The following is a 24,523-nucleotide window of genomic DNA, read 5'->3' as shown; positions in this document are numbered from 1 at the left end:
GAGTCGGCAGACCGGAGCCCGCCGCCCCTTCCGGGATGTCTCCCTGGGCCTCGGCGCGGGGCTCCCCCGGAGTGGTCGTCCCGGCTGATGCGGTTCCTCGCTTTCGGCGCGTCACGACGTCCAGCATTCAACCAGCCGGATCGTCGGTCAAATGGATGAACTCCCCTCATTCACCGTCGCCGCCCGCCGCCTCGGCGGGACCCGGCCGGCCCGCTGCCACGTGCACGCGCAGCCGGGGGCGCGACACTTCGAGCTGTTGTGCGCCGGGCTCACCGTAGCGGGGGGTTTCCCGTCACAAGCTCCGCCATTCGGGTGAACTAGGAACTTCGGCTGTTGATCTTCCTGATGAGATCAAGGTCTCGGTGCCCGATCGGGTGGCACCCGTCAGAAAGGCAGTACGTGTCTCACGGCCAGCACCAGCACGCCCGCGTCATCTGTCCGCCGGCCGCTGCGACCCTGGGGACCGATGGTCACCGCTCCGGCGACAGGTGGCTGTCCTCAAGAGAGTCGGGACAGGTGTTCATGATGGGAGACAACCCCACGCTTCCCGCCATGCCCGAACAGCCCACCCTCGCCGACTTCTTCCGCCGTCGGCTCGCTCTCGATCCCTTCACCACGCGGCACATGATGCAGAGCGCGCGCAAGGCACGGGAGCAGGGGGCGGACGACAAAGTGGTGCTGGCCTGCCTGCTGCACGACATCTCGGTCGCCGGCCTGCTGCGCAGCCAGCACGGCCACTGGGGCGCCCAACTGGTGGGTCCGTACGTCGACGAGGAAGTGGCCTGGGCGATCCGCCAGCACGAGATCCTGCGCTACTTCCCCGACGAGAGCGTGGGCTACGGCTACCCGGAGGCGTACAGCGACTTCTTCGGTGCCGAGTACCAGCCACCCGCCCACACTCGGGCCGCCTATCTCGAGGCCCGCCGGCACCGCTGGTACATGTCGGCGCGCATGGTCACCATCAACGACCTGTACACCTTCGACCCCGATGTCCATGTCGAGTTCGAGGAGTTCGAGGACGTGGTCGGGCGCCACTTCCGCCAGCCCGCCGAGGGCCTGGGCTTCGACAGCTCTCCTGTGGCCCACATGTGGCGCACCATGATCTGGCCGAACAACTTCCTCTGAGCCGACGGCGGATCTTCGACGGAGAAGGCTGCAGCGGACCAGGCCGTGGCCGTCCCCGGCGCCGCCTTCTCACGCGTTGCCGAGAAGCCGTCCGCCGTGCCTCCGCCCCCACTTGTGACGTTCCGTCGCTGCACCGGCACCTGCACCTGCGACGGCGCCAGGGGTTACCTATCACCCCGTGAAAGGTTAGGCTAACCTTAGTTAGTGGGGGTAACTTTAAGGGGCGGGAGCATCCGGATGGCACGAACCGGCGGCCGACCACGGCAGATCGAGCCGGCGGACATCATCCGGGTCGGACGGGAACTCGGACTGCGGAACCTGAGCTTGAACGCCGTGGCGGCGCGCCTGGGGGTGTCGTCCGCCGCGCTGTACCGCCATGTGGACGGGCGGTGGGGGTTGGAACGGCTGGTGGGCGAGAGCCTGCTGGCGGAACTCGACCTCCGCGACGACCCGTCCGACGGTCCGGTGCCCCATCTGCTCTCCACCGCACTCCAGTTGCGGGCGTTCATGCTGCGGCATCCCGGCCTGACCGGGTATGTGCAGACCCTGTTCCCGCGGGGTGAAGGAGGCAGGCGGCTGCTCGCCACGGCGGCGGAGTCGCTGACGCGGCGCGGGTACTCCACCGAGGCGGGCATCGTCCTGTCGGCCGCCGTCGCGTCCGTGGTCATCGGCTACACGGCGACCGAGGAGACCCAGCGGGAGCGGACCGAGGAACTCGACGCGCAGCGCAGGGGCGTCGAACAGGCACTCCTGGCCGACGCCCGCCTCGGTGCGGCACACCGCGCCCTGCCGACGATCACCCCCGACGAATACGTCCGGATGTGGCTGGGAGCCGCGATCCGCGGCTTCGTGGAAGCAGCGCCCCCCGGCCGCCCCTTGCACGAGATCAGGGCGGCGCTGCTCGCCGCCGGAGAGGGACAGTGATGGCCAGACGCGGCGTCAGCGGGGTGATCATGCGCGCCTACGGTGCGCGCGACCACGAGGCCACGGTCACCGGAACGGAGCTGCTCGCCCCGCACTTCCTGCGCGTCCGGATGACCTCCCCCACGCTGCTGGAGGACGTGGTGGTGGGCCCGGCGGCGTATGTGCGGTTCTGGATGCCGGATCCGGACGACCCCGAGACCGAGCATCAGCGCGGATACACGTTGTCCGAGGCCGACCCCGCCACCGGTGCGTTCGCGGTGGACTTCGTACTCCACGAACCGGCCGGCCCGGCGTCCGCCTGGGCGCGGCGGGCAGCACCCGGAACGACGGTGGGGGTGACCTCGCTGGGTTCCAGCCGCTTCGACCTGCCGTCCGATCTGCCCGCGGGATACCTGCTGGTCGGTGACGCCGCTTCCGTACCGGCGGTCAACGGCATCCTCGACGCGCTGCCCACGGAAGTGCCCGTGGAGCTCTACCTGGAGGAGCATCAGGAGACGGACCGTCTCATTCCCCTCGGGGAGCACCCCCGGATGAACGTCCACTGGGTGCCGCGCCGGGGGCCGGAGTCGCTCGCCGCCGCGATCCCGGCCCGGGACTGGTCCGACTGGTACGCCTGGGTCACGCCGGAGTCCGGTTCGCTCAAGCACCTGCGCACACGGCTGCGCGACGAGTTCGGCTTCCCCCGCACCGAGACGCACGCCCAGGCGTACTGGTACCACGGGCGGGCCTTCGGTTCCAACCGGCGTACGGCCGCCGCGGAACCCGTGTCCGTCCGGGAACCGGCCGATGCCGTCACGGACACCCTTCAGGCAGGGACCGGGCCGCGCCGGGGCGCCTGGCGGGCACAGGCCGGGAGCCGGCTCATCGCTCCGCTGCGCCCCGTCTTGATCGCCGCCGGGGTCGCCCAGGCCCTCGTCACCTTCGTCCAACTCGCCCCGTTCGTACTGATGGTGGAGCTGTCGCGACGGCTCATCTCGGGAGCGGACACGGACCGCCTGTGGGCTCTGGGGATCTGGGCCGCCGTCCTGATGGGTGCCGGTCTGCTGCTGGCGTCCGGTCTGCTGCTCTGGCTGCACTGGGTCGACGCCCGGTTCGCCCGGAACCTGCGCCGGCGGCTGCTGGCCAAACTCGCCCGGCTGCCGCTGGGCTGGTTCGACAGCAGGGGTTTCGGTCAGGTCAAACAGATCGTGCAGGACGACACCCTCGCGCTGCACTACCTGGTCACCCACGCGGTCCCCGACGCGGTGGCCGCGGTGGTCGCCCCGGTCGCGGTGCTCGTCTACCTCTTCGTGGTCGACTGGCGCATCGCGCTCCTGCTGCTGGTTCCCGTGGTGGTGTACATCGTGGCGATGGCCATCATGGTGGTGCAGTCCGGTCCCCGCACCAAAGAGGCCATGCGCTGGGCGGATCGTATGAACGTCGAGGCAGGCGCCTACTTGGAGGGGCAGCCGGTCATCCGGGTGTTCGGGGGTGCGGCCGCCTCCGGCTTCCGTGCGCGCCTCGGCGAGTACATCGCGTTCCTCGACTCCTGGCAGCGACCGCTCTGCGGACAGAAGGCCTTCATCGATCTGGCCACCCGGCCCGCGACATTTCTGCTGCTCATCTGCGCTTCAGGCACCTTGCTCGTGACCACCGGACATATGGACCCGGTCGCGTTGCTGCCCTTCCTGCTGCTGGGAACGACCTTCGGCGCGCGCCTGCTGGGCATCGGCTACGGTCTCTCCGGACTGCGCCAAGGGCTGCTCGCGGCACGCCGTATCCAAGTGACGCTCGACGAGCGGGAGTTGGAGACGGCCGCAGGCCGGGAGAGGGCGCCAGGAGTTCCCGCCGGCAGGGTCGAGTTCGATCAGGTCGGGTTCTCCTACCGTCCTGGCGTCCCCGTCCTCAAGGACATCTCGCTCACCCTCGAACCGGGCACCGTGACGGCCCTGGTCGGCCCCTCCGGTTCGGGGAAGTCCACCCTCGCCGCGCTGCTGGCCCGTTTCCACGATGTCACCGACGGCGCGATCCGGACCGGCGGCCGGGACATCCGCGAACTGACCGCGGACGAGCTGTACTCCCGGGTCGGCTTCGTGTTCCAGCGGACGCAGCTCGTGCACGGCACGGTCCGGGAGAACATAGCCCTGGCCGTTCCCGACGCCCGTCAGGAACAGATCGAGGCCGCGGCCCGCGCCGCCCGGATCCACGACCGGATCATCCGGCTGCCCGACGGCTACGACACGGTTCTCGGTCCCGACGCCGCCCTCTCCGGCGGCGAGCGGCAGCGACTCTCGATAGCCCGGGCGATCCTCGCGGACACCTCGGTGCTCGTGCTCGACGAGGCCACCGCCTTCGCCGACCCCGAGTCCGAGTTCCTGGTCCAGCAGGCGCTCAACGAACTGACAGCCGGACGGACGGTCCTGGTCATCGCGCACCGCCTGCACACCATCACCGGCGTGGACCGGATCGTGGTGCTCGACCACGGGCGGATCGCGCAGAGCGGCACGCACGCCCAGCTGCTCGCCGACGACGGCAGGTACCGGCAACTCTGGGATGCCGCGACGGCGGACATCGACAAGACGGGAGCACCCCGATGATCCGCACCCTGCTGTCCCTGCTGCCCGCCGACAGCCGGCGGACGATCACCGCCCACCTGGCCCTGACCACCCTGGGCGTCGTCCTGCGCGCCGTCGGCGTGGTGCTCCTCATCCCCCTGGTCGCCGGGCTGTTCGGCGACGAACCGGGCAGGGCCTGGCCGTGGCTGGGGGCGCTCGCACTCGTCACGACGACGGGCTGGGCCGTCGACGCCGCGGCGGCCCGCCGCGGGTTCGCCCTCGGCTTCGGTCTTCTCGACACCGGCCAGCGCACCGTCGCGGACCGCATCGCCGACATCCGTCTGACCTGGTTCACCGCCGAGAACGTCGCCACCAGCCGCCAGGCCATCGCCGCCACCGGACCCGATCTCGTGGGGCTGGTCATCTACCTTGTCACCCCGCTGCTGAACGGGATCCTGCTTCCCGTCGCGATCTCCGTGGCCCTCATACCGGTCTCCTGGCAGCTCGGGCTCGCCGCGCTGGCCGGAGTGCCCGTGCTCCTGGCCGCGTTCTGGGCCTCCGGCCGTCTCGGACGCGACGCCGACCGGGCGGCCGCCACGACCAACAGCGCGCTGACGGAACGCATCATGGAGTTCGCCCGGACCCAGCAGGCACTGCGAGCGGCCCGCCGTGCCGAACCCGCCCGCAGCCACGCCGGGGCCGCGCTGTCCTCCCAGCACGGCGCCTCGGTGCGCCTGCTGCTCCTCCAGGTCCCCGGACAACTCGTCTTCGGCCTGGCCGGTCAGCTCGCGCTGCTTCTGCTCGCGGGCACCACGGTCACCCTCACCGTGCGCGGTACGCTCACCCCGCCCGAGGCCGTCGCCCTGATCGTGGTCGTCGTCCGCTACCTCGAACCGTTCACCACGGTCGCGGAGCTGTCTCCCGGCGTCGCGAGCTGCATCGGTACGCTCCACCGGATCCGGAGTGTCCTCGACGCCCCCGCCGACAGCACAGGCACCCGGGGCACTCGGTACGCCACCCCGGCCGCACCTCCCAGGATCGAACTGCGCAAAGTCACCTTCGGTTACGACGGCACGGGCACACCGCCGGTGCTCGATGGCCTCGACCTCGTCCTCGAACCCGGCACGACCACCGCGATCGTCGGCCCCTCGGGATCCGGCAAGAGCACCGTTCTCGCTCTGCTCGCGGGCCTGTACCGGCCCGCCTCCGGCAGTGTCCTCATCGACGGCGCCGACTGCGCCACCCTGGACGCCCGGTCCCGCCGCGCGCTCGTCAGCGCCGTCTTCCAGGACCCCTACCTGTTCGACGGGACCGTACGGGACAACATCCTGGCCGGTGCCCCGGAAGCGGACGACGACGCCGTGGAGCGCGCCGCGTGCCTCGCCCGCGCGGACAACGTCGTCCGCCGGCTGCCCGACGGGTGGGCGAGCCGGGTCGGCGAGGGCGGCACCACGCTCTCCGGCGGCGAACGCCAGCGCGTCTCCATCGCCCGCGCGCTCCTCAAGCCTGCTCCCGTCCTTCTGATCGATGAAGCGACCAGCGCGCTGGACTCCGAGAACGAAGCCGCCGTCACGGCCGCCCTCACCACCGACCCCCTCCCCCGCACCAAGGTGATCGTCGCCCACCGGCTCGCCAGCATCCGCACCGCGGACCGCGTGGTCTTCCTCGAAGAGGGCCGTGTCGTCGAGGACGGCCCGGTCGACGAACTGCTCGCCGCCGGCGGCCGGTTCGCGGACTTCTGGCAGCAGCAGGACAGCGCCGGCGCCTGGCGGCTGAGCGCACCGCGACCGGAACTCCGGCCCCGTCCGGCCTAGGCCGGTGGTCCCCGCCGCTCGAAACGGCAACCTCGGCGGCTCCCTGGCCCCGGCCGGGCTACTGCCCTGCGGCGTTGAGGAGATCGAGAACGCTCTGCTGGCACCCGTAGTCGGTGGTGCCCGAACCGCCGTTCCAGTGCGGGCCGTACTGGTCGAGAGTGTTGCGGTCCTTGGCGTAGGCCGTGTCCGCCCACCGGGTCAACGTCGCGGCGTAGGGATGGCCGGACAACTGCGCGTTCAGTCTGCCGAGCCCGCGTACGTAGGCGCCCTTGAAGGAGGGACCGTCGCCGGTGCAGCCGTCGGACTCCCCGGGCTCACGGAGCACCCCGTCGGTCTGGAGCCGTGCGGTGGAGGCGTCGGCCAGTTGGCGGGCGGTGTCCAGGAGGCCGTTGTCGCCGGTCGCCCGGTACAGCTCGGTGAGGCCACCGAGCACGACACCCTGGTTGTACGTCCACGTGGTCTGGCCGTTGTTGGCGCACGCGTCGGTGAGACCGTCGTTGATCATGTGATCCTGGTTGATCATGCCGCTCTGCCGGAACCAGGACCATTCCTGCCGGGCGCGGTCCAGGTAGGCGGTGTCGCCCGGAATCCGGTTGTGGAGCGCCGCGTTGAGCTGGAGGAACAGCTCGTTGGTGATCGCGTTCTTGTAGGTCTTGGTCTCGTTCCACAGCACCCCGCCCCCGCAAGTGCCCGTCCAGTAGGCGTTCATGTGGTCCGCGTCGGTGCGCGCGGTGCTGAGGTACCGGCTGTCGCCGGTCGCGTCGTACGCGGCGACCCAGGCCAGCCCCCACCAACCGGTGTCGTCGAGGTAGTCGTTGGTGAAGTTGCCGCCCTGCGCCCCGAGGTTCTTGTCGTAGGTGGTGGAGATGGCATACTTGTAGCTGGGCATGCCGCTGACCCGGGCGTTGTCGATGACGGCCGTCAGCGCGTTCGCGGCGGTCCACCAGCCGTTGCCGCCGAACAGCCCGGTGCCGCGGTCGTAGGACATCATCAGTGCCGTGGCCGCCGCGGTCCCCCGGCTCCAGGCGTTCCGGTCGACCCGGGCCCAGGAGGTGCAGGTGATCTCCGCCCGGTCACCGGCCTTGCCGCACGCGCGCAGGGCCCCGACTCCGGCCGTGTTCCAGTCGTCGACGTTGTACATCTGGGTCCGCCAGCCGCGGTATTCCTGCGGGGTCTTGGTGTCGCCGAGTTTGCTTCCGGAGGACCAGGACCTGCCGCCGTCGAAACTGCGGTCCAGCCACACCTCGTCGCCGGGGTTTCCGTCGTCTATGGACGCCCAGCCCATGACATCGTTGTCGGAGAGGTGCAGCCGGACGGTCCGGCCGTACAGGGAACTGATGGCCGGGATCCGGTCCGAGGTGGCGGCGGAGGGGTCGCGCGCGTCACAGTACGTGTCGCAGATCGCCGCCGTCGCGGCCGTGCGGGCGTCGGCGCCCGTACGGGGACCTGCGGTGGCGGCCGCGGGAGTCGCTGCGAGCAGGGCGACGACGAGCGACAGCCCGGTCGCCGCCATTCCTTTCCTGAACGGGGGCATGTCGACCTCCTGTCGGGCGGGGCGATGCCCGCCTCGGTGAACATTGACGATTGAATTGTTACGCACATGTCAATAGGGCAAAGCGGTCCTGGAGGGCACAGCAGCGGTGTCCGGGGCATGTGAGGTGCGGGCGAGGGCCCCGGTCGGCCGTGGAGTACGCAACTTCCCAGGAGGAATACGGGATTGCCCGGAGTGGAAGGACTCGTAGCATCGGCTCGTGTCCGTGAGGATCCGCCCCGCATGCCGTCTACCGCCCTTCGGGGCCCAGGGGTTGTCCGCAGCCATCGGAGACCGGCGCGGTCCCAGGCCCCCTCACGGACGAACCGCCGAGGACCTGAGCAAGGGAGCCGCCGGATGACCCTCGTACCCCACCCACTCCAGGAGACGCTGACCTCGGGAGATCTCCTCGCCGAGATACGTTCCCGCACGCCGGACAACGGCGGTAACTCCGGAGGGTGGCCGGGACTCACGTTCTACCGCTACACACAGCCGACGGCACCACAATGGGAAGAGGTCAAGTCGCTTTCCCTCTGCGTGATCGCCCAGGGACGCAAGTGCGTGGTGTCCTCCGGGCAGCCGCACTACTACGACCCCCTCAACTACCTGGTGCTGAGCAGCAGCCAGCACTTCACGGCCGAGATCATCGAGGCCACCGCGGAGAAGCCCTTCCTCTCCCTGGTCCTCCAGATCGACCCGACCCTGGTGCGGCGCGTGTCCTCCGACATCCTCGACAGGCGGGCGGTGCCCTTCGGACCGAAGCTGGGCGGGAAGCCGGAGCCCGCCTTCGTCTCCCCGCTGGACAGCGCGTTGATGTCGGCCACGATCCGGTTCTTGCAAGCCACGCACGTCGGTGCCGACCGCCGGGTGCTCGCGCCCTTGTATCTGCGCGAAATGGTGTACCGGGTGCTTCAGGCGGAACAGTACGAGAGGCTGATCGCGATCGCCGCGTCCGAGGTGGTGGGAAACCCCGTCAGTGACGTCATCGCGTACGTCCAGCACAACATGTCGGATCCGCTCACGGTGAGCGATATGGCGGAGCGAGTCTCCATGAGCCCCTCCGCCTTCTCGCATCTGTTCCGGGAGGTCACCGGAAAATCCCCGTACCAGTTCGTGAAGGAAATGCGACTCAACCGGGCAAGGGATCTCCTCATCGAGCAGCAGATGAGTGTCACCAAGGTCTCGCGGACCGTGGGATATTCCAGTACGTCACATTTCATCAACGAGTTCCGCGACAGATTCGGTGCCACTCCCCGAGCCTATTGCAATCTACGGCTCATCTCCGAGGAACTCGGCTCGCAGCAGCAGGGCTGAACGAGAGGCCCTGGACGCTCAGCCTCACCAGCCGTTCGGCCAACGGGGCGGAGGACGCGGGGTTCTGGCCGGTGTGGAGGTTTCCGTCGGAGACCACGTGTGCCTCGAAGGCACCGGCCCGTTCATAGCGGCCGCCGCTCGTGCCCAGGCGATCCTCCAGCAGCCACGGCGCCCGGGCGGCGAAGCCCATCGCCGCCTCCTCCTCGTTGCTGAAGCCGGTGACCGCCCGACCGGCGAACAGCCAGCCGCCGGCGGCGTCCCGGGCCGGCAGGAAGGCCGCCGGGCCGTGGCACACCGCGGACACCGGCTTGCCCGCCGCCGTGAACGCGCCGATCAGCGCGCCGAACCTCGCCGACGTGGCGAGGTCCTCCATAGGGCCGTGACCGCCGGGGACGAACACCAGGTCGTACTCGGCGGCGTCGGCCGCGTCGAGGTCGAGCGGCGCGCCGAGGGACGCCGAGATCGTCTCCAGGTAGGCGCGGAAACGACGGCCGGGTTCCTCGGAGCCGCCGTTGGCCGCGGCGGCGAACCCCGCCTCGTCGGCGGTCGGGGGCACCGCGCCCGGTGTCGCCACCGTGATGTCGAACCCCGCGTCGCGGAAGATCTTGTGCGGGACCACCAGTTCCTCCGGCCAGTACCCGCAAGGGTGCTTGGTGCCGTCATTGAGCGTCCAATGGTCGGACCCCGATACCGCGAACAGCACGCGAGTCATCGAAAACCCTTCTGTCGTGGGTCCCTGCCGCTTCTTCCCGGCAGGGCGGCGCGTCCCTCACGTTAGGCGCGGACACCCAAGGGTTCTCCTCGTTTCCGTTGGAATCCGCTACTTCTCGCACGAAAGCCGATACGCGAGCCGCCCGTTGCCGGAATCCGCAGTTCTCCGCCAGGAATCTGCGATGCCCCGCCCCGGCACCCGGCCTACCTTCGAAGCGTCGCGGCAACACACTGTTCACCTGGAGTTGACATGGCTCATATCGCGTACCTGGTGTCGAGCGCGAAACAGATCGAGTTGAGCGACGGCACCCTGCACCCGACCGGCTACTTCGCGGAAGAGGCCCTCAAACCCTATGAGCGGTTCCTGGCGGCAGGGCACGAGGTCACCGTGATCACACCGGACGGGGCGGCGCCCACCGCCGATCCCTACGGCCTGGAGCACTTCTTCCACTACCCGGAGGAGGACCAGGACTTCTTCGCCTCGGTCACCCGCACCTTCCACCACGACCCTGATGACATCCGGATCACCCTGCACCACACCACGGAACTCGGTCTGATGGCGGGCCGCCGGATCGTACGGCGGCTGACCGAACGGGGCACCGATCCGGGCGAGGCACACCAACTGGTGAGCCGTGCGGCTCGCCTCGCCTGGCGGCGGGACCGTCCGCTGGCGGACGTCATGGTCGCGGAGGATCTGCACGGCGGACTGAGCCGGCGGGACCTCCTGGCGGAGACCGAAGCGCTGGAGGACGACGCCCGCGCACTGGCGGCGGCCCGTCGCGACAGGCTGGCGAGCTTCCCGCGGTTCCGCGCCCCCGTGGCGCTGTCGTCCCTGGGCGACGGACAACTGGCCGCCTTCGACGCCGTGTTCGCGCCCGGCGGCCACGGGCCCATGGTCGACCTGGCGGACAACCGCGACGTGGCCCGGCTGATCGCCGTCCTGCACACGCGCCGGGCCCCGATCGCCGCCCTGTGCCACGGCCCCGCGCTGCTGCTCTCCGCTCCCGAACGCGAGGACGGACAGTGGCTCTTCGACGGCTACCGCATGACCTGCTTCACCGACGAGGAGGAGGACCAGACGGTGCCGGGCCGGCTCGGACTGCCGTGGTACGTGGACACCGCTCTCAAGAACGCGGGTGCCGTCTTCGACGACGGACCGAGCGCCTGGGTGTCCCACGTCGTCGTGGACCGCGAGCTGATCACCGGTCAGAACCCGGCCTCCACCGAGGCCACCGCGGACGCCCTGCTCAAGGCGCTCGCCGTATGAGGCGGACATACACCGCGTCCCGACCCGGCGGCGGTCTCGGCCGGCCCGGCCCCGCACGTCGAACCCGAGGAGTGACGACACATGAGTGACACGCCGGCCGGCACCGTCACGGCGTTCCTGGACGCGGTACGGCGAGGGTCCGTCGCCGAGGCGATGGCGCTCGTCGATCCCAGCGCGGTGGTCAGCCTGTACCCGCTGGGGACGGTGGGCGCGGCACCCGCCGCGCTGCGCGACTGGGTGGTGTCCACCGGAACAGCCTTCCCCGATCTGCGCCTGACGCTGACGCACCTGGTGGAGTGCGGCCGGGTGGTGGGCGCCGAGCTGAAGCTGGAGGGCACCCAGGCGGCGGACTACCTCGGTGCCGTGAACCAGGAGAAGCACATCGACCTCGACCAGGCCTGGCGTTTCACGGTGACGGACGGCCGGATCACCACCGTGGACGGCTACTGGTGCCAGAACCAGCTCTACCGCCGGCTGGGTGTCAAACGCCTGGACCAGGTCGCGATCGTGACAGGAGGGGCCGTATGACCATCGCCCACCGGGACGGTCCGGTGACCGCGCAGCGGGCCGGGGACAGCCGGTCCCGCGCCGCGGTCGCCGCCGATGCGGCCGCGAGGTTCTTCGCCGCGTACCGCCGGCACGACATCGAGGCGATGGCCGAGATGTGCACGGACACCGCGGAGTTCTCCTACGTGCCCTACGAGGTGTGGGGCAAGCAGCGCGTGCTGCGCGGGGACGGCATGGTCGGGACCGTCGGCAAGACCATCTGGACCGGGTTGATCAACTCATTCCCGGATCTGTTCAACGAGGTCCACGACATCGACGCGAACGATGCCGGCGACGTACTGGTCCGCTGTGACATCGGCGGCACCCAGCAGCTCGCCTGGGGATTCGCCGAGCCGTGCGGCGGGGCGTTCCGCGAACCGCATCTGTTCATCCTCCGGGTGGACGAGGACGGACGGATCGGATCGGTGCGGGCGTACTGGGACGGCGCGGGGATCAACCGCCGGCTCGGCCATCTCGAAGTCGACTAGGACACGGGAAACCGGAACGGAGATCAGGAGAGAGATGACTCTGCTCAAGCGCGAGGAATGGCAGCGGTTCGTCCGGGAGGTGGACTGGACCTACGGCTACGTCAAGGACGAGTCCGTCTTCCCGGAGTGGCACAGCGGCACCGGGAAGGTCCCGAGGGAAGCGTGGGCGAGCTGGGAGGAGGACTACAAGATCACCTACCCCGAGTACGTCGCCACCCAGCGCGAGAAGGAGTCGGCCGCCTACGCGGTGAAGGCCGCCCTGCAGCGGTCGGCCAACTTCGACGGGCTGGACGAGGGCTGGCGCTCCTCGACCAAGATGCATTTCGGCGGCGTCGCCCTGGTGGAGTACGCCGCGGTGCTCGGGGAACTGAAGATGGCACGGTTCGGCATGAACGGCTCCTGGCGCAACATGGCGACGCTCGGCGCACTGGACGAGATGCGGCACGCGCAGATCACGACCTTCTTCGGCCATGAGTTCATCAAGAAGGACCCGCAGTACGACTGGACGCAGAAGACGTTCCACCAGAACAACTGGGTGCCGGTGGCGCTGCGCAATCTCTTCGACAACATGATGATCGCGCCGAACGTGGTGGACCTCGCCATCGGGCTTCCGTTCACCTTCGAGACGGGCTTCACCAATCTCCAGTTCGTGGCGCTGGCGGCGGACGCGTTGGAGGCGGGCGACATCAACTTCGCCAACATGATCTCCTCCATCCAGACGGACGAGGCCCGGCACTCCCAGCAGGGCGGCCCGACGCTGGAGATCCTCGTCGAGCACGATCCCGTACGGGCTCAGTGGGTCATCGACCGCAACTTCTGGGGTTCGGCCCGCGCGTTCGCCGCGCTCACCGGTCCGGCCATGGACTACTACACCCCCCTTGAGCACCGCAAGCAGTCCTACCGGGAGTTCATGGAGGAGTGGATCATCGACCAGTACATCCACACCATCGAGGACTACGGTCTGAAGAAGCCCTGGTACTGGGACGAGTTCCTGCGGGGGCTCGACACCTGGCACCACGGGCTGCACATGGGGTTGTGGTACTGGCGTCCCACGTTGTGGTGGCGCCCGAAGGCCGGCGTCTCCAAGGACGAACGGGAGTGGCTGAACGAGAAGTACCCCAACTGGGAGGCCGTCTACGGCGGCAAGTGGGACACGCTGATCGACAACGTGAACGCGGACAACGTGGAAGCCACGCTGCCCGAGACGCTCCCGTGGCTGTGCAGCATGTGCAATCTGCCGTGCTGCAATGCCGTACAGAGCAGGTCGGGCCGCTGGCGGGTGCCGAGCTGGCCGCTGAAGTACAACGGGCGGACCTATCACTTCTGCACCAACGCCTGCCGGCAGATCTGGTGGAAGGACCGGGACAACGTCAATCACCAGACGCTGATCGAGCGGTTCGTCGCCGGCCAGATCCAGCCGATGGACGTCGGCGGCATCCTCGCGTACATGGGCATGACGCCGGACGTCATGGGTGACGATCCCGACTACGACGCCTGGACGAAGGACTACGTGGGCCGCCCGGCCACGGGCCTCGCCCTGGCGGGCACGGAGGCCAGGACCTCATGAGCCGGCAGACGACGGAACCCACCGAGCCCACCGACCCCTGCGGTCCGGCCGTGATCCCGCTGAACGCGGTCTTCGCCGACGACTTCGTGCAGATCTTCGTGGCCGTCACCACCGAGGACACCGCGGAGCAGGTGGCGGCGGCCGTCGCGCACCATGTCGAGGGCAAGCGGGTGCGCGCGCTGCCCCACCCCAGGGTGGTGTTCCACAACGGGCGGCGGCTGGACCCGGCGACCACCGTGGCACAGGCGGGCTTCGAACCGTTCGACCACGTACGGGTCGAGTACGACATCCCGGAGGGGACGCGATGAGCCAGTGGGTGGGACCGGTCCTGCGCATGGGACACGAGGTCGATCAGATCATCGCGGCCATCGAGGACGACAACCCCGACCGGGAGATCGACGTGGTGGACCGGGGTGCCTATGTGCGGGTGCGCGGCCCCGAAAGGGTCACCCTGACCCTCCCGACGCTGCGCCGGTACCTCGGCGCGGACTTCGAGATCAGGTCGATGGAGACACTGATGTCCTCGTTCGTCGGACGCGTCATCACCACCAGCGACTCCATCACCTGGGAAGACATCACCGCCCGCAGGACGCGGGCGGCGAAAGGAGCATCGGCGTGACCGGCACCCCGCGAAAGCCCCGGCCCAGGCGCACGTTCAGCGCCTTCGGTGACGTCCGCAAGATGCCGACGGAGTACGAGATCGTCACCCATGGCCAGAACTGGACGATGCGGCGGAACCGCAGCGGTGCCTTCGAGCAGAACCCCTCGTCCCCGCCGAACCTCTGGTTCCTGACCTACCGTGACAAGTCCCCGCTGGCGGTGGACGACTGGGAAGAGTTCCGCGACCCGGACGCTCTCACCTACCGCGCCTACGTCAACCTCCAGTCGGACGCCGAGGCCAAGTCCGGCGGTGTGCTGGCGGAGTACGCCAAGGCCGGCGCGGACAAGCGGTTGGCGCCCGGGCAGACCGGCCTGCTGGCGTCGCTGCACACGCCGTCCCGCTATCTGGTCCACGGATTCCAGCAGATCCAGGCGTACGTCGGGTACATGGCACCCACCTCCTACGTCACCAACGCGGCAGGCTTCGCCACCGCGGACCTGCTGCGCCGGCTCACCTTGATCGCGTACCGCACCCGGGAACTCCAACTGGCCCACCCCGAGGCGGGGTTCGGTACCGGCGAGCGCGAGAAGTGGGAGCGGGACGAGTCCTGGCAGCCGGCCCGGCGCGCCGTGGAGAGAGCCCTGGTCAGCTACGACTGGGGGGAGGCGTTCACCGCCCTCGGCCTGGTGCTCGGCCCGACCCTGGACGATGTCCTGCTGCGGCAGTTCGGCGAGGCGTCGGCACAGTCCGGGGACGAGGAGTCCTGGCTGCTCTCGAAGTATCTCCAGGAGGACGCCGACCGCCGCTTGCGCTGGAGCACGGCACTCGCCGCGTTCGCGGTGCGCCGGCGCGGCGGCAACGAGGAGGTGTTGCGCCGCTGGATCGACCGGTGGACCCCGGCGGCGGACGACGCCGCCGCCGGACTGGGCTCGCTCCTGGCCCGGTACGGGCCGCGGAGCTGGACCACGGAGCGCGTCGTGTCCGAGGCGAGCGCGGCCCGCAGGGTCTGCCACGCCCGCGTCTTCGCGGGTACCGGCGAAACCGGTGAGGTTCCGGCGGAGCGAAAGGGAGCGTGATGGGAGCCACCACCGGCACCTGGCACAAGGCCATGGACATCGACGACCTGTGGGAGGGCGACATGGCGGCGGCGGAGGTGGAGCACACCAAACTGCTGCTCGTCAACGTCGGCGGCGAGATCCGCGCCTACCAGAACCGCTGCCCGCATCAGGCATGGGCCCTGGACGAGGGCGACTTCGACGGCGAGACCCTCGTCTGCACCCGCCATATGTGGGAGTTCGACGCGAAGACGGGCCAGGGCGTCAATCCCAGCAGCTGCCGGCTGACGTCCTATCCGTGCCGGGTCGGCGAGGACGGCGCGATCATGGTGGACGTCGGATGACACGGGAGAGATACGTGATCGCGGGCGGCGGCGTCGCGGGAGCGTCCGCCGTCCGCACCCTGCGCGAGAGCGGCTTCGACGGCGAGCTGGTCCTCGTCGGCGACGAACGGCACCGGCCCTACCAGCGTCCGCCGCTGTCCAAGGAGTTCCTGGCCGGCGACACGGACGAGGAGGGACTGTGGGCGCAGCCGGGGAAGTGGTACCGGGAGCAGGGCGTGGAGCTGCTCCTTGGCACCCGCGTCACCGCCCTCGACACCGTGCGGCGCAGACTGACCCTCACCTCGGCGGACGACGTGGACAGCATGACGTACGACGCGCTGTTGCTCGCGACGGGCGTACGAGCACGGCGGCTGCCCGGCTTCGAGGGTGAGCGGGTCCATTACCCGCGCACCCTCGACGACGCGCTGGCGCTCCGCGCGCACCTGCGCACCACGGATCGGATAGCGGTGGTCGGAGCCGGTTTCATCGGGTGCGAGGTGGCCGCGACGGCGGTGGGCCTCGGCAAGTCGGTCACCTTGTTCGAGCCGGACACCGTGCCCTTCCGGCGCAGCCTCGGCCCGCAGGTCGGATCGGCCCTGATCGGCATCCACCGCCGGCAGGGCGTGGACGTCCGCCTCGGCACCGGCGTCCGGGAGGTCCGCGAGACCCCCGGCGGCGTCCTGGTCGTGCCGGTCCGGGGCGCCCCGGTGGAGAGCGACCTCGTGGTGGTGGGAGTGGGCGCGGTGCCGAACTCCGAGATCGCGCGGGCCGCGGGCATCGAGGTGCACCACGGCATCGTCACGGACGCTCTCGGCCGGACCTCGCACGCCGGGATCTGGGCGGCCGGTGACGTGGCACGCCAGTACCACCCGCGTTATGGCGAGCACCTGCGGGTCGAGCACCACGACACCGCCGTACGGCAGGGTGCGCAGGCGGCCCGGAACATGCTGGGCGCGGGTGAGGAGTTCGCCGAGCCGTTCTGGTTCTGGTCCGACCAGTACGGACACAGTGTGCAGAGCGCCGGGCGGTTGCCCGACCCGTTCGAACCGGTGCTGCGCGGGCGCGTGGAAGAGGGCAGATTCTCCGCCTTCGCCTGGCGGGACGGCAAGGTGACCGGGGTCGTCGCCCTGAACCGTCCGCGTGATGTCCTGGACGTCCGCCGGCTTGTCTTCGCCGAGCACGAGATCTCGCCGGAACAGCTGCGGGACGAGTCCGTGGCGCTGCGGCGCCTCCTGCCCCGTGCCGCCGCCGCTCGCCCGGCGCGGGACCGAGCGTGAAAGGTGTGCGACCGTGACAGCGACAGCGGAGTTCGTCTGGCACCAGGAGCGCGTCCGGGTCCCGGAGCCGGACGCGCAGCGGGCCCTGCGGGCCGTCGCGGGGCTGCCCGTCAAGGAGGCGGTCGCCCGGCTCCGGCACGGGCCCGGCCGCACCTGTGAACAAGTGGCCCGGGTCCTCGACCGCGCCCTGGCGAAGGCCGGGCGATCGGGGCTGCGGGCCGACCTGCTCGTGGTGTCCGGAGGCGAGGCGCACCGTGGCGAGGACATCGTGCGGATACGGCGCAAGGCGCACGGGAAGGCGGACTGGATCAGCAGTGCGACGGCCGATGTGCTGGTCCGGCTGGAGCCGACCGGACCGTGCGCGGCCACCGGCCCGATCCTGGACGAGGATCGACCGGCGGCCGGTGACCGCCCCGCCGCCGTCGCGGCCGGCCCGTCACCGTGCGCGGGGCCCCGTGCGGAGCTGCCGGACGCGCGCGCCCGGCAGGTCCGGGACCTGCTGTACGACGTGCTCGACCCGGACCTGGGGGTGAACATCGTCGATCTGGGCTTCGTCCGTCACATCACCGTCGAGGAGGACCGCGCGACGATCACGATGACCCTCACCTCCGCCGCCTGTCCACTGACCGGTGTCATGGAGGACCAGATCCGCTCCGTCCTCGCGGACCGGGCGCGTCATGGTGTCGCCGGCCACCGGATCGAGTGGGTGTGGCGACCGGCCTGGCGCCCGGAGGACATCACGCCGGACGGCCGCGATCAGCTACGGGCCATCGGCTTCAACCGCTTCTGACCGCTTGCCGGGCCGCCGCGGGCCCGGCACACCCGAAAGGAACACCTCAGCACCATGGCACATGTCGTCATCGCCACCTGGAAGGCCGCACCCGGTCAGGAGGGTCTCGTCCGAGAGGTTCTCGCGACCGTCGCGCCGCTCAATCGCGCCGAGGAGAAGATGATCTCCTTCGACGCCTTCGAGGACCATGCCGCGCCCGGTGTGTTCGTCCTGGTGGAGAAGTACACCGACGCCGGCGGCTACGACGATCACAAGGCGACCGACGCCTTTCGGACCCACGTCGTCGGCAGGGCCCTTCCCGCTCTCGCCGAACGCACTGTGCACACGTACGAAACTGTCGTATGAGCGGTGTCTCGACGCCCGCGCCCGCGCGGACTTTCTCCGACTTCGCCGACGACATGCGCCAGTTCTGTCTGCTCCGGAGGCTGGGGCACCCGGCTGTGGTCGGGAACTCGCAAGGTGCGCCGTTCGCACGAGGGAAATTCACGGCGAGCAGAACACCAGCCACTCGCCGGACGACGGAGCACTGCTCGCCGTCCTTCAGGCCGCGCACAGGGCGAGGGCGGTCACACCGGGCTGGCGGGGTGGGCCGCCGTGGGTGAGCGGGGTGGCCATGTCCGGGGCGAGAGGTTGCCGAGGACGTAGGCCCGGGCGACCAGTGCTGGGCGCGTCGGCGCTTCGAGGAGGACGCGGAGCCGGCTCAGGTGGTAGTCCAGGGTCTGCCGGGACAGCCGCAGTTCCTCGGCGATGTCCGCGTTGCTGCGGCCCGCCGCGAGCAGGGCGACGATGCGTATCTGGGCGGCGGTCAGGGTGGGCTGGGTCTGCTGGCGTCGGCCCAGATGGGTGGCGACGGCCCACACGCCGGTCACGCCCGGCGCCGCCGCGCCGACGGCGGTCAGCCGGATGCGGGCCCGGCGCTGCCAGCCCTCCCCGTCGACGAGCACCGCCGAGGCGCGGGCGCTCCTGCGCCGTCCGGCGATCAGGTCGTCCCAGAGCCGTAGCAGGGCGCCGCGTTCGGGTGTGTCGGCGAGGAGCGAGGCGGCGCGCGATCCGGTCAGCTCGGAGAGGCGGAGGCGCAGGATCTCGGCCGCGGCGGTGCCGGCCTCGCTCACTCTTCCGTCCGGGGCGAGGCGGACGCAGGCCAGTCCGCTGTGGTCGCGCAGTGCGCGTAAGTCCGCCTCGGCCCGGTGCCGTTGGTCCATCGCCCGGACGTAGTCGGTGACATCGACGTAGATGCCCGCGACGCAGCGTTCGTCACCCCAGCGGACGGGAAACCGGTAGCCCGCCGCGTGTGCGGAAGTTCCGTCGGGGCGGCGGTAGGTGAGGGCGTGCCGTATGGACCTGCCCTCGGTCAGGACCTGTTGGTCCATGGCGAGGAAGCGGCCGGCGTTTGCGGGTTCGTCGAGGTCGGACAGGTGGCGGCCGATCACCGCGTCGCGTGTCGTCCCGTACAGGTGGGCGTAGGCGTGGTTGGCCCACACATGGCGGCCGGTGCCGTCGCGCATGAACGCGGCGGCCGGGGTGAGTTCGGCGAGGGCTCCGAAGGGGTTGTGGCCGGGCGGGCCGATCGCTTCGTCCAGGGGTGTTGTGCGTTCCGTCTCGTCCACGGCCCACTCCTTCAATACTGCACGATATGACGTTGGGTGACGTCTCGTGCGTAAGCCGTAGCACTCCGGGAACACGGGAGAACCGGGCGCTCTCAGGCTCTGCACCCTCTGCGCGCTAGCGCATCACGACACCTTCACATGACGCCAATAGCCCAGCCGGATAAGGCATTTGCCTGAATGGTTCGCGTAATGCGGCCGCTGGGAGGCGAGTTCGGACTGGTTCGCTTGAAGGAGGAGAACCGGCGGGCGGGGCGTGAGTGCTCCCGGCATCAAGTGCCGCTACATCGAAGGAGATGGGTCTACGTGAGCCAGGTGCTGTACGTGCATGCCAAGGGCGGGCCGCCGGTGGGTCACGCTCTGACGCGGGTGGCCGGGCGGGCCACGGTGCACCTGCTGGCGCTGAGCGGGCTGCCCGCGGGGGTGGCGGACGACGCGGCGCGGCTGTGCGCCTCGGTGGTGACGCCTCCCCGCGCGGAGCACCGGGACCTCGTCGAGCTGATCGTCATGCGCGCCCGCGAGGTGGGGGCGGACGCCGTCCTCACCTTCTCGGAGTACGCGGTGGTCGCGGTGGCCGAGGCGTGCGGGCGACTCGGGCTGAGGGGTGCCGGGGCGGCCGCCCATCTCGCCCGCGACAAGCGGCTGATGCGTGCCACGTGGGACCGCCACGGTGTTCCGCAGCCCCGTTTCCGACCCGTCGCGGGGCTCGCCGGGCTGGAGCGGGCGACCACCCGATTGTCATGCCCATTATTACTCAAGGCAGCGTGGAGCGCGGGTTCGACCGCGCACCAGATCATCGACGAGCCCGGGCAGGCGCGGCACGCCTGGCGCCGCTCGCGTCAGGTCATGGCGGAGTCGGCGCAACTCGGCTTCGCCGAAATGCATGTGCGCGGCGCGTCGGAGGACTTCATCGTCGAGGAGATCGTCACCGGACGGGCCGAGGAGTGGTTCGACGGCCCCGGCTGGGGTGACTACGTGAGCGTCGAGGGCGTCGTCGTCGACGGCGATTTCCGGCCGGTCTGCCTGAGCGGGCGCATGCCGACGGTGTGGCCGTTCACCGAGCGCGCCGGTATCACTCCGGCCGCCGTCGACAGCGGGGCCCAGCGCAGGATCGTGGAGCTGGCCCGGCGGGCCGTCAACGCGCTGGGGCTGGAGAACTTCGGCACCCACACGGAGATCAAGCTGGGCGCGGACGGCCGCATGTGGGTCATCGAGACGGCCGCCCGGTTCGGGGGCGCGATGACCGTGCCGCAGATCGAGGACGTCTTCGGCCTCGACCTGGTCGGTATGTTCACCGATCAGCTGCTCGGCCGCTCGCCCGGCTGGCCCGCGCGGACGCTGACGCCCGCGGACGCCGAGGGCGCGACGGGCTCCCTGGTGGTGCTGGCGGTCGACGGTGACGGCGCGCCGTGGCCGCGGCGGCATCTGTGGGACTCCTCGGCGGTGGTCCGCAAGGCGCCGATCGGTGCCGGCAGCACGCTGTCCGTGGTCCGGGAGAGTTCCCTCCCCGACGGCTCGCCGGTCCCCGTCTACGACCCCGCGGGCGGCGCCAACACCATGGCGGGGCTGTGTCTGCTGTCGGCCGACCGGCCGCAGTCCGTCATACGCGACCTCACCGCCCTGGTGACCGCGCTGCCGGACATCCTCCAGGTGGACGCCGCCGAGGGGGCACGCGCATGATGCCCGCGCCGGACGAGGTCCGCGGCGCCGAGGCGGCGGTCGACCGTACCGTGGTCGGCGTCAACCTGTCGCTGCCGCTGTTCCGCACGCTGTCCGGCGTGCTCGCCGGACACCCGTATCTGAAGGTCGTGGTGGACCGGACCGAGGACACCTGGCATCTGCTCGACACCCGGGTGCACCCCTTCCACGTCGACTACATCGCCACGCGCGTACTCGGCATGACACCGCGGCAACTCGACGCGGAGCTGGACGCGTTCAACGCCTCGGTGTACATGGCGCCGGACCGTCGCTTCCTGCTGGGAATCCTCTCGCTGCACAGCGACGAGGACGCCGACGGCGCCGAACGGCCCTTCCTCGTCCTGGAGACGACGGAGGCGGACACCATGCACGGTGCGCTGCTCCAGGAGTTCTACGACTACGTCCGCCACCGCGTGGACGGGCGCCTCCCGTTGCTGCTGAAGCCGGCCAACCACGGCCAGGAGCATGAGCTGGCCCTGGCCGGCGACGCCCGCATCCTGAGCCAGGAGCTGTTCGGCAGCCGCACCCGGACCTGCCTCAACCCGGGTGTGGCGGAGGGGCGTCTGCGGTACTTCCGCACTCCGCAGGAGTACCGCGCAGGCGCCGCGGACCTCGGCTGGGCGGACATCGTCGCCATGGCGGGCCTGCCCGACGACGTGCCCCGGGTGGCCGGATTCATCAACACCCGCCCCACGACACCGCTTTCGCACACCAATGTGCTGGCCTCGGGCTGGGGCATCCCGAACGCGATCGTCCGCGACCTGGACGCCCTGGTGGAGCGGCACGGCCTGGACGGCGCCTGGGTCCGCTACCGGGTGCGGGAGGATGCCGTCAGCCTCGAACCGCTGTCCTGCGCCCCGGCGTTGGAGCGGCCGGTCTGGGACACCCAGCGCATCCATATCGACGCACCGCTGATCGAGGACGCGCCGATCATGGAACTGCACCGGCTGCGGCTCACCGACCGCGACAGCTACGGCACCAAGGCCGCCCACCTCGGCGAACTGCACCATGTGCTGGACAGCCGCACCGCGGACCTGACGGCCTTCTACGCCCGCCCGCGCCCGCCGCGGCCGGATCTGCTCGCCCATCTCGGCACCCGGCTCGGCGAGCCCGAAGCACCCCTGGAGCGGCTCCGGTTCACGGCCGCCGAACGCGTGGCCCGAACGGTCCGGGCGCCGCGGGGCGTGGCGCTGCCGTTCCATCTGCACCATCTCCATCTGACCTCGTCGCCTGCGCTCCAACAGGGCATCGGCAAGCTGAAGATGGCACTCGAACTCGACGCGCTCGACATGATCGACCCGCTCTCGCTGGATCTCCAGCACCTGATGCGCAGCACGCCGATGCCCGAGGAGGTGGCGCGAGCCATCACCGGAGCCGTGCCGCGGCTGGTGGCCGACGACCGCCGTCTGGTGGTGCGTTCCTCCTCCAACGCCGAGGACCTGCCGGGGTTCTCGGCAGCGGGCATCTACGACTCGGTGACGACGGTACGCGGCACGGATCAGCTGCTGGACGCCGTCATCCATGTGTGGGCGTCGCTGCTGTCGCCGCGGAGCGTGCGGATGCGGCACCAGGTCGGCATCCCGCTGGACGACACCTACATGGGGGTGATCGTCCAGGAGTACACGCCGGCCGACCTCGGGGGCGTGCTGGTCACCTGCAACCCGACGCGCCGGGAGGACTTCCGGAACGTGTACCTCAACTGCACGGCCGGTTCGCCCGAGCGCGTGGTGGACGGCACGGTCCTGCCCCACCAGTACCTGTACAACACGGTCGAGGGCGGCGGCCGTACGGTCGCCGTCGGATCCTCGGGCACCGACCTGCCGGGGGACACGAGGGCGACGCTGGCCGAACTGGCCCTGGCGGGGCGCCTGTTGCAGTCCCACTTCAGCACGGACGACCCGGACGACGCCCTGGACATCGAGTGGCTGATGACCGGCGAGGGGGCGTTCCAGCTGGTCCAGGTCCGCCCGTACGCCCGATGAGGCGCCGTGGGCCCGCGCGGTGGCGCCGCGCTCCGCAGGAGGACCTGACCCCGGCGGCCCGCCGGGTGATCCGCCTCAACAACGGGTTCCAGCTGCTGTTCAACCTGCTGTGGTGGATGCCCGTCTTCTACGCCTACCAGCGTGACGCGGGCCTGTCCGACGGCCAGATCTTCGGTATCCAGAGCATCTACTACATCGCCTTCTGCCTCTTCGAGATCCCGACCGGACTCGTCGCCGACCGCATCGGCGCGCGCAACTGCCTGTGGGCGGGCGCGGTGGTCATGACGGCGGCGAACCTGATGCCGGTGTTCTCCCCCTCCTACACCGGCTTCCTCCTCCACTTCCTGGCCATCGCCGCGGGGCGCTCCCTGACCTCGGGCGCGGCCAGCGCCTGCCTCTACGACGGGCTGCGTGCGCAAGGGGCGGACGCGCACTACCTCCGCGCGGAGGGTACGGCGCGGGCCCTGGGACTTGCGGCCAAGGTGGTCTGCTGGCCGCTCGTCGGACCGCTGATGGTGCTGGCGCCGCAGGCTCCGTACGTCCTGAGCGCGGCGAGCGCGGCAGGCTCGCTCGGCTGCGCCCTCGCTCTGCCACGGCTCGCCCCGCGCGAGGCGCGCGGGGCGACACGCGCCTCCGGCCGGCGCGAGGCGGCGCTGCTGCGTGACACCGGTGCCGCGCTGCGGGCCCTTCGGGCGTCGCCGTGGCTCGCCCTGCTCATGGTGCAGGGCGTGGCCGTCTTCACGCTGTCGCGGATCTGCCAGGTCAACCTCTTCCAGCCGGTGCTGCTGCACCACGGCATCGGCGAGGGCAGCACCGGCGGTGTGCTCGCGGCGATGACGGTCGCCGAGGCGGTCGCCTCCGCGCGGCCCCAGTGGCTGGGCTCCCGGCTGTCGCCCACGGCCTGGGTGTCATTGCTGAGTGTCGCGCTCGCGGCCACGCTGGCGGGCACCACCGCCGGCGGCCCGTGGACGGTGGCCGCTCTGCTCTGTGTGTTCGCCGCGATCACCGGCTTCTGCTATCCGGTGCAGCGCAAACTCATCAACGACGCGATCCCGAAGGACGCTCCGCGCGCCACCCTGCTGTCGGTGGAGAGCATCGTGGACCGCGGTGTGTGCGCCCTGGCCGCGGTGGCCGCGGGCGCCTTTCTGGCGGCGGGCCGGCTCGACGCCCTGCTGTGGCAGTCGGCCGCCGTCACCTGTGTGCTGATCCCGGCCCTCCATCTGGCGCTGCGCCACACGAACCGGGCGGCGCGGACGCGCGGGGGCGGTACGGCACCCGGCGCGGATGCGGGATCCGCGCAGGCCGGGCCGCTCCCGGCCGAAGAACCCGTCGCGCTGCCCGTCGACGAGGGAGCAGCCCCGAGGGCCTGACT

General features: G+C 70.5%; 22 protein-coding genes and 2 pseudogenes. 21 read left to right on the top strand and 3 right to left on the bottom strand.

Annotated features, from left to right (window positions below):
- Positions 1–552 precede the first annotated feature (552 nt).
- The 4 genes from AB0N90_RS19065 to AB0N90_RS19050 all read left to right on the top strand — a co-directional run bounded on the left by AB0N90_RS19065 (position 553) and on the right by AB0N90_RS19050 (position 6,397).
- Positions 553–1,125 carry a hypothetical protein gene (locus AB0N90_RS19065; protein WP_197697376.1) on the top strand — a complete coding sequence of 191 codons (573 nt, stop codon included), beginning with the start codon at positions 553–555 and terminating at the stop codon, positions 1,123–1,125.
- A 237-nt stretch (positions 1,126–1,362) separates the two neighbouring features.
- On the top strand, positions 1,363–2,049 hold the full coding sequence (locus tag AB0N90_RS19060; protein ID WP_365197984.1) for a hypothetical protein: 687 nt from the start codon (positions 1,363–1,365) through the stop codon (positions 2,047–2,049).
- On the top strand, positions 2,049–4,625 hold the full coding sequence (locus tag AB0N90_RS19055) for an ABC transporter ATP-binding protein/permease (RefSeq protein ID WP_365197983.1): 2,577 nt from the start codon (positions 2,049–2,051) through the stop codon (positions 4,623–4,625). The genes AB0N90_RS19060 and AB0N90_RS19055 overlap by 1 nt, the downstream gene beginning before the upstream one ends.
- The gene (locus tag AB0N90_RS19050; RefSeq protein WP_365197982.1) at positions 4,622–6,397 is read left to right on the top strand and encodes an ABC transporter ATP-binding protein; all 1,776 of its coding nucleotides are present in this window, start codon (positions 4,622–4,624) and stop codon (positions 6,395–6,397) included. The genes AB0N90_RS19055 and AB0N90_RS19050 overlap by 4 nt, the downstream gene beginning before the upstream one ends.
- A gap of 58 nt (positions 6,398–6,455) precedes the next feature.
- On the opposite strand, the gene AB0N90_RS19045 is transcribed toward AB0N90_RS19050, so the two are convergent.
- A complete protein-coding gene (locus AB0N90_RS19045) occupies positions 6,456–7,931 on the bottom strand; it encodes a glycoside hydrolase family 76 protein (RefSeq protein ID WP_365197980.1) in 1,476 nt (491 codons plus the stop codon).
- Between the two features lie 354 nt (positions 7,932–8,285).
- On the opposite strand from AB0N90_RS19045, the gene AB0N90_RS19040 reads away from it, so the two are divergent.
- Positions 8,286–9,242: an AraC family transcriptional regulator gene (locus AB0N90_RS19040; protein WP_365197978.1), complete on the top strand. Its 957-nt coding sequence runs from the start codon at positions 8,286–8,288 to the stop codon at positions 9,240–9,242.
- Here the strand turns inward: AB0N90_RS19040 and AB0N90_RS19035 are convergent.
- Entirely contained in the window at positions 9,205–9,954 is a 750-nt protein-coding gene (locus AB0N90_RS19035; protein WP_365197976.1) for a type 1 glutamine amidotransferase domain-containing protein, read from the bottom strand. The two genes, AB0N90_RS19040 and AB0N90_RS19035, sit on opposite strands and share 38 nt — an antisense overlap.
- Positions 9,955–10,203: 249 nt before the next feature.
- Between AB0N90_RS19035 and AB0N90_RS19030 the strand changes: the two genes are divergently transcribed.
- The 13 genes and pseudogenes from AB0N90_RS19030 to AB0N90_RS18970 form a co-directional block, all read left to right on the top strand.
- Positions 10,204–11,220 carry a DJ-1/PfpI family protein gene (locus AB0N90_RS19030; protein WP_365197974.1) on the top strand — a complete coding sequence of 339 codons (1,017 nt, stop codon included), beginning with the start codon at positions 10,204–10,206 and terminating at the stop codon, positions 11,218–11,220.
- An 81-nt stretch (positions 11,221–11,301) separates the two neighbouring features.
- The gene (locus tag AB0N90_RS19025; RefSeq protein ID WP_365197972.1) at positions 11,302–11,748 is read left to right on the top strand and encodes a nuclear transport factor 2 family protein; all 447 of its coding nucleotides are present in this window, start codon (positions 11,302–11,304) and stop codon (positions 11,746–11,748) included.
- Positions 11,745–12,254 (top strand): nuclear transport factor 2 family protein, encoded by a 510-nt coding sequence (locus AB0N90_RS19020; RefSeq protein WP_365197971.1) that lies wholly within the window; start codon positions 11,745–11,747, stop codon positions 12,252–12,254. The genes AB0N90_RS19025 and AB0N90_RS19020 overlap by 4 nt, the downstream gene beginning before the upstream one ends.
- 34 nt (positions 12,255–12,288) lie before the next feature.
- Entirely contained in the window at positions 12,289–13,821 is a 1,533-nt protein-coding gene (locus AB0N90_RS19015) for a toluene monooxygenase (RefSeq protein ID WP_365197968.1), read from the top strand.
- The gene (locus AB0N90_RS19010; protein ID WP_365197966.1) at positions 13,818–14,129 is read left to right on the top strand and encodes a toluene-4-monooxygenase system B family protein; all 312 of its coding nucleotides are present in this window, start codon (positions 13,818–13,820) and stop codon (positions 14,127–14,129) included. The genes AB0N90_RS19015 and AB0N90_RS19010 overlap by 4 nt, the downstream gene beginning before the upstream one ends.
- Complete coding sequence (locus AB0N90_RS19005; protein WP_365197963.1) at positions 14,126–14,440, top strand: MmoB/DmpM family protein; 315 nt, start codon at positions 14,126–14,128, stop codon at positions 14,438–14,440. The genes AB0N90_RS19010 and AB0N90_RS19005 overlap by 4 nt, the downstream gene beginning before the upstream one ends.
- A complete protein-coding gene (locus AB0N90_RS19000; protein ID WP_365197961.1) occupies positions 14,437–15,498 on the top strand; it encodes a hypothetical protein in 1,062 nt (353 codons plus the stop codon). The genes AB0N90_RS19005 and AB0N90_RS19000 overlap by 4 nt, the downstream gene beginning before the upstream one ends.
- Entirely contained in the window at positions 15,498–15,821 is a 324-nt protein-coding gene (locus tag AB0N90_RS18995; RefSeq protein WP_365197958.1) for a Rieske 2Fe-2S domain-containing protein, read from the top strand. The genes AB0N90_RS19000 and AB0N90_RS18995 overlap by 1 nt, the downstream gene beginning before the upstream one ends.
- A complete protein-coding gene (locus AB0N90_RS18990) occupies positions 15,818–17,077 on the top strand; it encodes an FAD-dependent oxidoreductase (protein WP_365197956.1) in 1,260 nt (419 codons plus the stop codon). Before AB0N90_RS18995 ends, AB0N90_RS18990 begins: the two co-directional genes overlap by 4 nt.
- Positions 17,040–17,408 (top strand): annotated as a pseudogene (locus AB0N90_RS18985) (uL22 family ribosomal protein); the annotation flags it as partial. The gene AB0N90_RS18990 and the pseudogene AB0N90_RS18985, both read left to right, overlap by 38 nt.
- A 132-nt stretch (positions 17,409–17,540) precedes the next feature.
- Positions 17,541–17,867 carry a metal-sulfur cluster assembly factor gene (locus AB0N90_RS18980; protein WP_365198067.1) on the top strand — a complete coding sequence of 109 codons (327 nt, stop codon included), beginning with the start codon at positions 17,541–17,543 and terminating at the stop codon, positions 17,865–17,867.
- A 54-nt stretch (positions 17,868–17,921) separates the two neighbouring features.
- A complete protein-coding gene (locus AB0N90_RS18975; protein ID WP_365197953.1) occupies positions 17,922–18,212 on the top strand; it encodes an antibiotic biosynthesis monooxygenase in 291 nt (96 codons plus the stop codon).
- Positions 18,213–18,214: 2 nt separating this feature from the next.
- Positions 18,215–18,340 (top strand): annotated as a pseudogene (locus AB0N90_RS18970) (alpha/beta hydrolase); the annotation flags it as partial.
- A gap of 93 nt (positions 18,341–18,433) precedes the next feature.
- Here AB0N90_RS18970 and AB0N90_RS18965 read toward each other — a convergent pair.
- On the bottom strand, positions 18,434–19,474 hold the full coding sequence (locus AB0N90_RS18965; protein WP_365197952.1) for a PAS domain-containing protein: 1,041 nt from the start codon (positions 19,472–19,474) through the stop codon (positions 18,434–18,436).
- A gap of 303 nt (positions 19,475–19,777) precedes the next feature.
- Here AB0N90_RS18965 and AB0N90_RS18960 point away from each other — a divergent pair, with 303 nt between their 5' ends.
- From AB0N90_RS18960 to AB0N90_RS18950, 3 genes are read left to right on the top strand one after another with little or no spacing between them, the layout of a single operon-like run.
- A complete protein-coding gene (locus AB0N90_RS18960; RefSeq protein WP_365197949.1) occupies positions 19,778–21,151 on the top strand; it encodes an ATP-grasp domain-containing protein in 1,374 nt (457 codons plus the stop codon).
- A complete protein-coding gene (locus tag AB0N90_RS18955; RefSeq protein WP_365197946.1) occupies positions 21,148–23,151 on the top strand; it encodes a PEP/pyruvate-binding domain-containing protein in 2,004 nt (667 codons plus the stop codon). The genes AB0N90_RS18960 and AB0N90_RS18955 overlap by 4 nt, the downstream gene beginning before the upstream one ends.
- Entirely contained in the window at positions 23,148–24,521 is a 1,374-nt protein-coding gene (locus AB0N90_RS18950; protein ID WP_365197944.1) for an MFS transporter, read from the top strand. Before AB0N90_RS18955 ends, AB0N90_RS18950 begins: the two co-directional genes overlap by 4 nt.
- Positions 24,522–24,523 lie beyond the last annotated feature (2 nt).

The organism is Streptomyces sp. NPDC093018 (genome assembly GCF_040684035.1).
GTDB lineage: Bacteria > Actinomycetota > Actinomycetes > Streptomycetales > Streptomycetaceae > Streptomyces > Streptomyces murinus.
This window is presented reverse-complemented; position numbering and strand designations above follow the sequence as displayed.

Coding starts and splice junctions, on each gene's coding strand:
- AB0N90_RS19015 (WP_365197968.1), top strand. CDS start 12,289: ATGACTCTGCTCAAGCGCGAGGAATGGCAGCGGTTCGTCCGGGAGGTG.
- AB0N90_RS19005 (WP_365197963.1), top strand. CDS start 14,126: ATGAGCCAGTGGGTGGGACCGGTCCTGCGCATGGGACACGAGGTCGAT.
- AB0N90_RS19040 (WP_365197978.1), top strand. CDS start 8,286: ATGACCCTCGTACCCCACCCACTCCAGGAGACGCTGACCTCGGGAGAT.
- AB0N90_RS19035 (WP_365197976.1), bottom strand. CDS start 9,954: ATGACTCGCGTGCTGTTCGCGGTATCGGGGTCCGACCATTGGACGCTC.
- AB0N90_RS18950 (WP_365197944.1), top strand. CDS start 23,148: ATGAGGCGCCGTGGGCCCGCGCGGTGGCGCCGCGCTCCGCAGGAGGAC.
- AB0N90_RS18990 (WP_365197956.1), top strand. CDS start 15,818: ATGACACGGGAGAGATACGTGATCGCGGGCGGCGGCGTCGCGGGAGCG.
- AB0N90_RS19020 (WP_365197971.1), top strand. CDS start 11,745: ATGACCATCGCCCACCGGGACGGTCCGGTGACCGCGCAGCGGGCCGGG.
- AB0N90_RS19065 (WP_197697376.1), top strand. CDS start 553: ATGCCCGAACAGCCCACCCTCGCCGACTTCTTCCGCCGTCGGCTCGCT.
- AB0N90_RS18955 (WP_365197946.1), top strand. CDS start 21,148: ATGATGCCCGCGCCGGACGAGGTCCGCGGCGCCGAGGCGGCGGTCGAC.
- AB0N90_RS19025 (WP_365197972.1), top strand. CDS start 11,302: ATGAGTGACACGCCGGCCGGCACCGTCACGGCGTTCCTGGACGCGGTA.
- AB0N90_RS19030 (WP_365197974.1), top strand. CDS start 10,204: ATGGCTCATATCGCGTACCTGGTGTCGAGCGCGAAACAGATCGAGTTG.
- AB0N90_RS19060 (WP_365197984.1), top strand. CDS start 1,363: ATGGCACGAACCGGCGGCCGACCACGGCAGATCGAGCCGGCGGACATC.
- AB0N90_RS19050 (WP_365197982.1), top strand. CDS start 4,622: ATGATCCGCACCCTGCTGTCCCTGCTGCCCGCCGACAGCCGGCGGACG.
- AB0N90_RS19055 (WP_365197983.1), top strand. CDS start 2,049: ATGGCCAGACGCGGCGTCAGCGGGGTGATCATGCGCGCCTACGGTGCG.
- AB0N90_RS19010 (WP_365197966.1), top strand. CDS start 13,818: ATGAGCCGGCAGACGACGGAACCCACCGAGCCCACCGACCCCTGCGGT.
- AB0N90_RS19045 (WP_365197980.1), bottom strand. CDS start 7,931: ATGCCCCCGTTCAGGAAAGGAATGGCGGCGACCGGGCTGTCGCTCGTC.
- AB0N90_RS18975 (WP_365197953.1), top strand. CDS start 17,922: ATGGCACATGTCGTCATCGCCACCTGGAAGGCCGCACCCGGTCAGGAG.
- AB0N90_RS18995 (WP_365197958.1), top strand. CDS start 15,498: ATGGGAGCCACCACCGGCACCTGGCACAAGGCCATGGACATCGACGAC.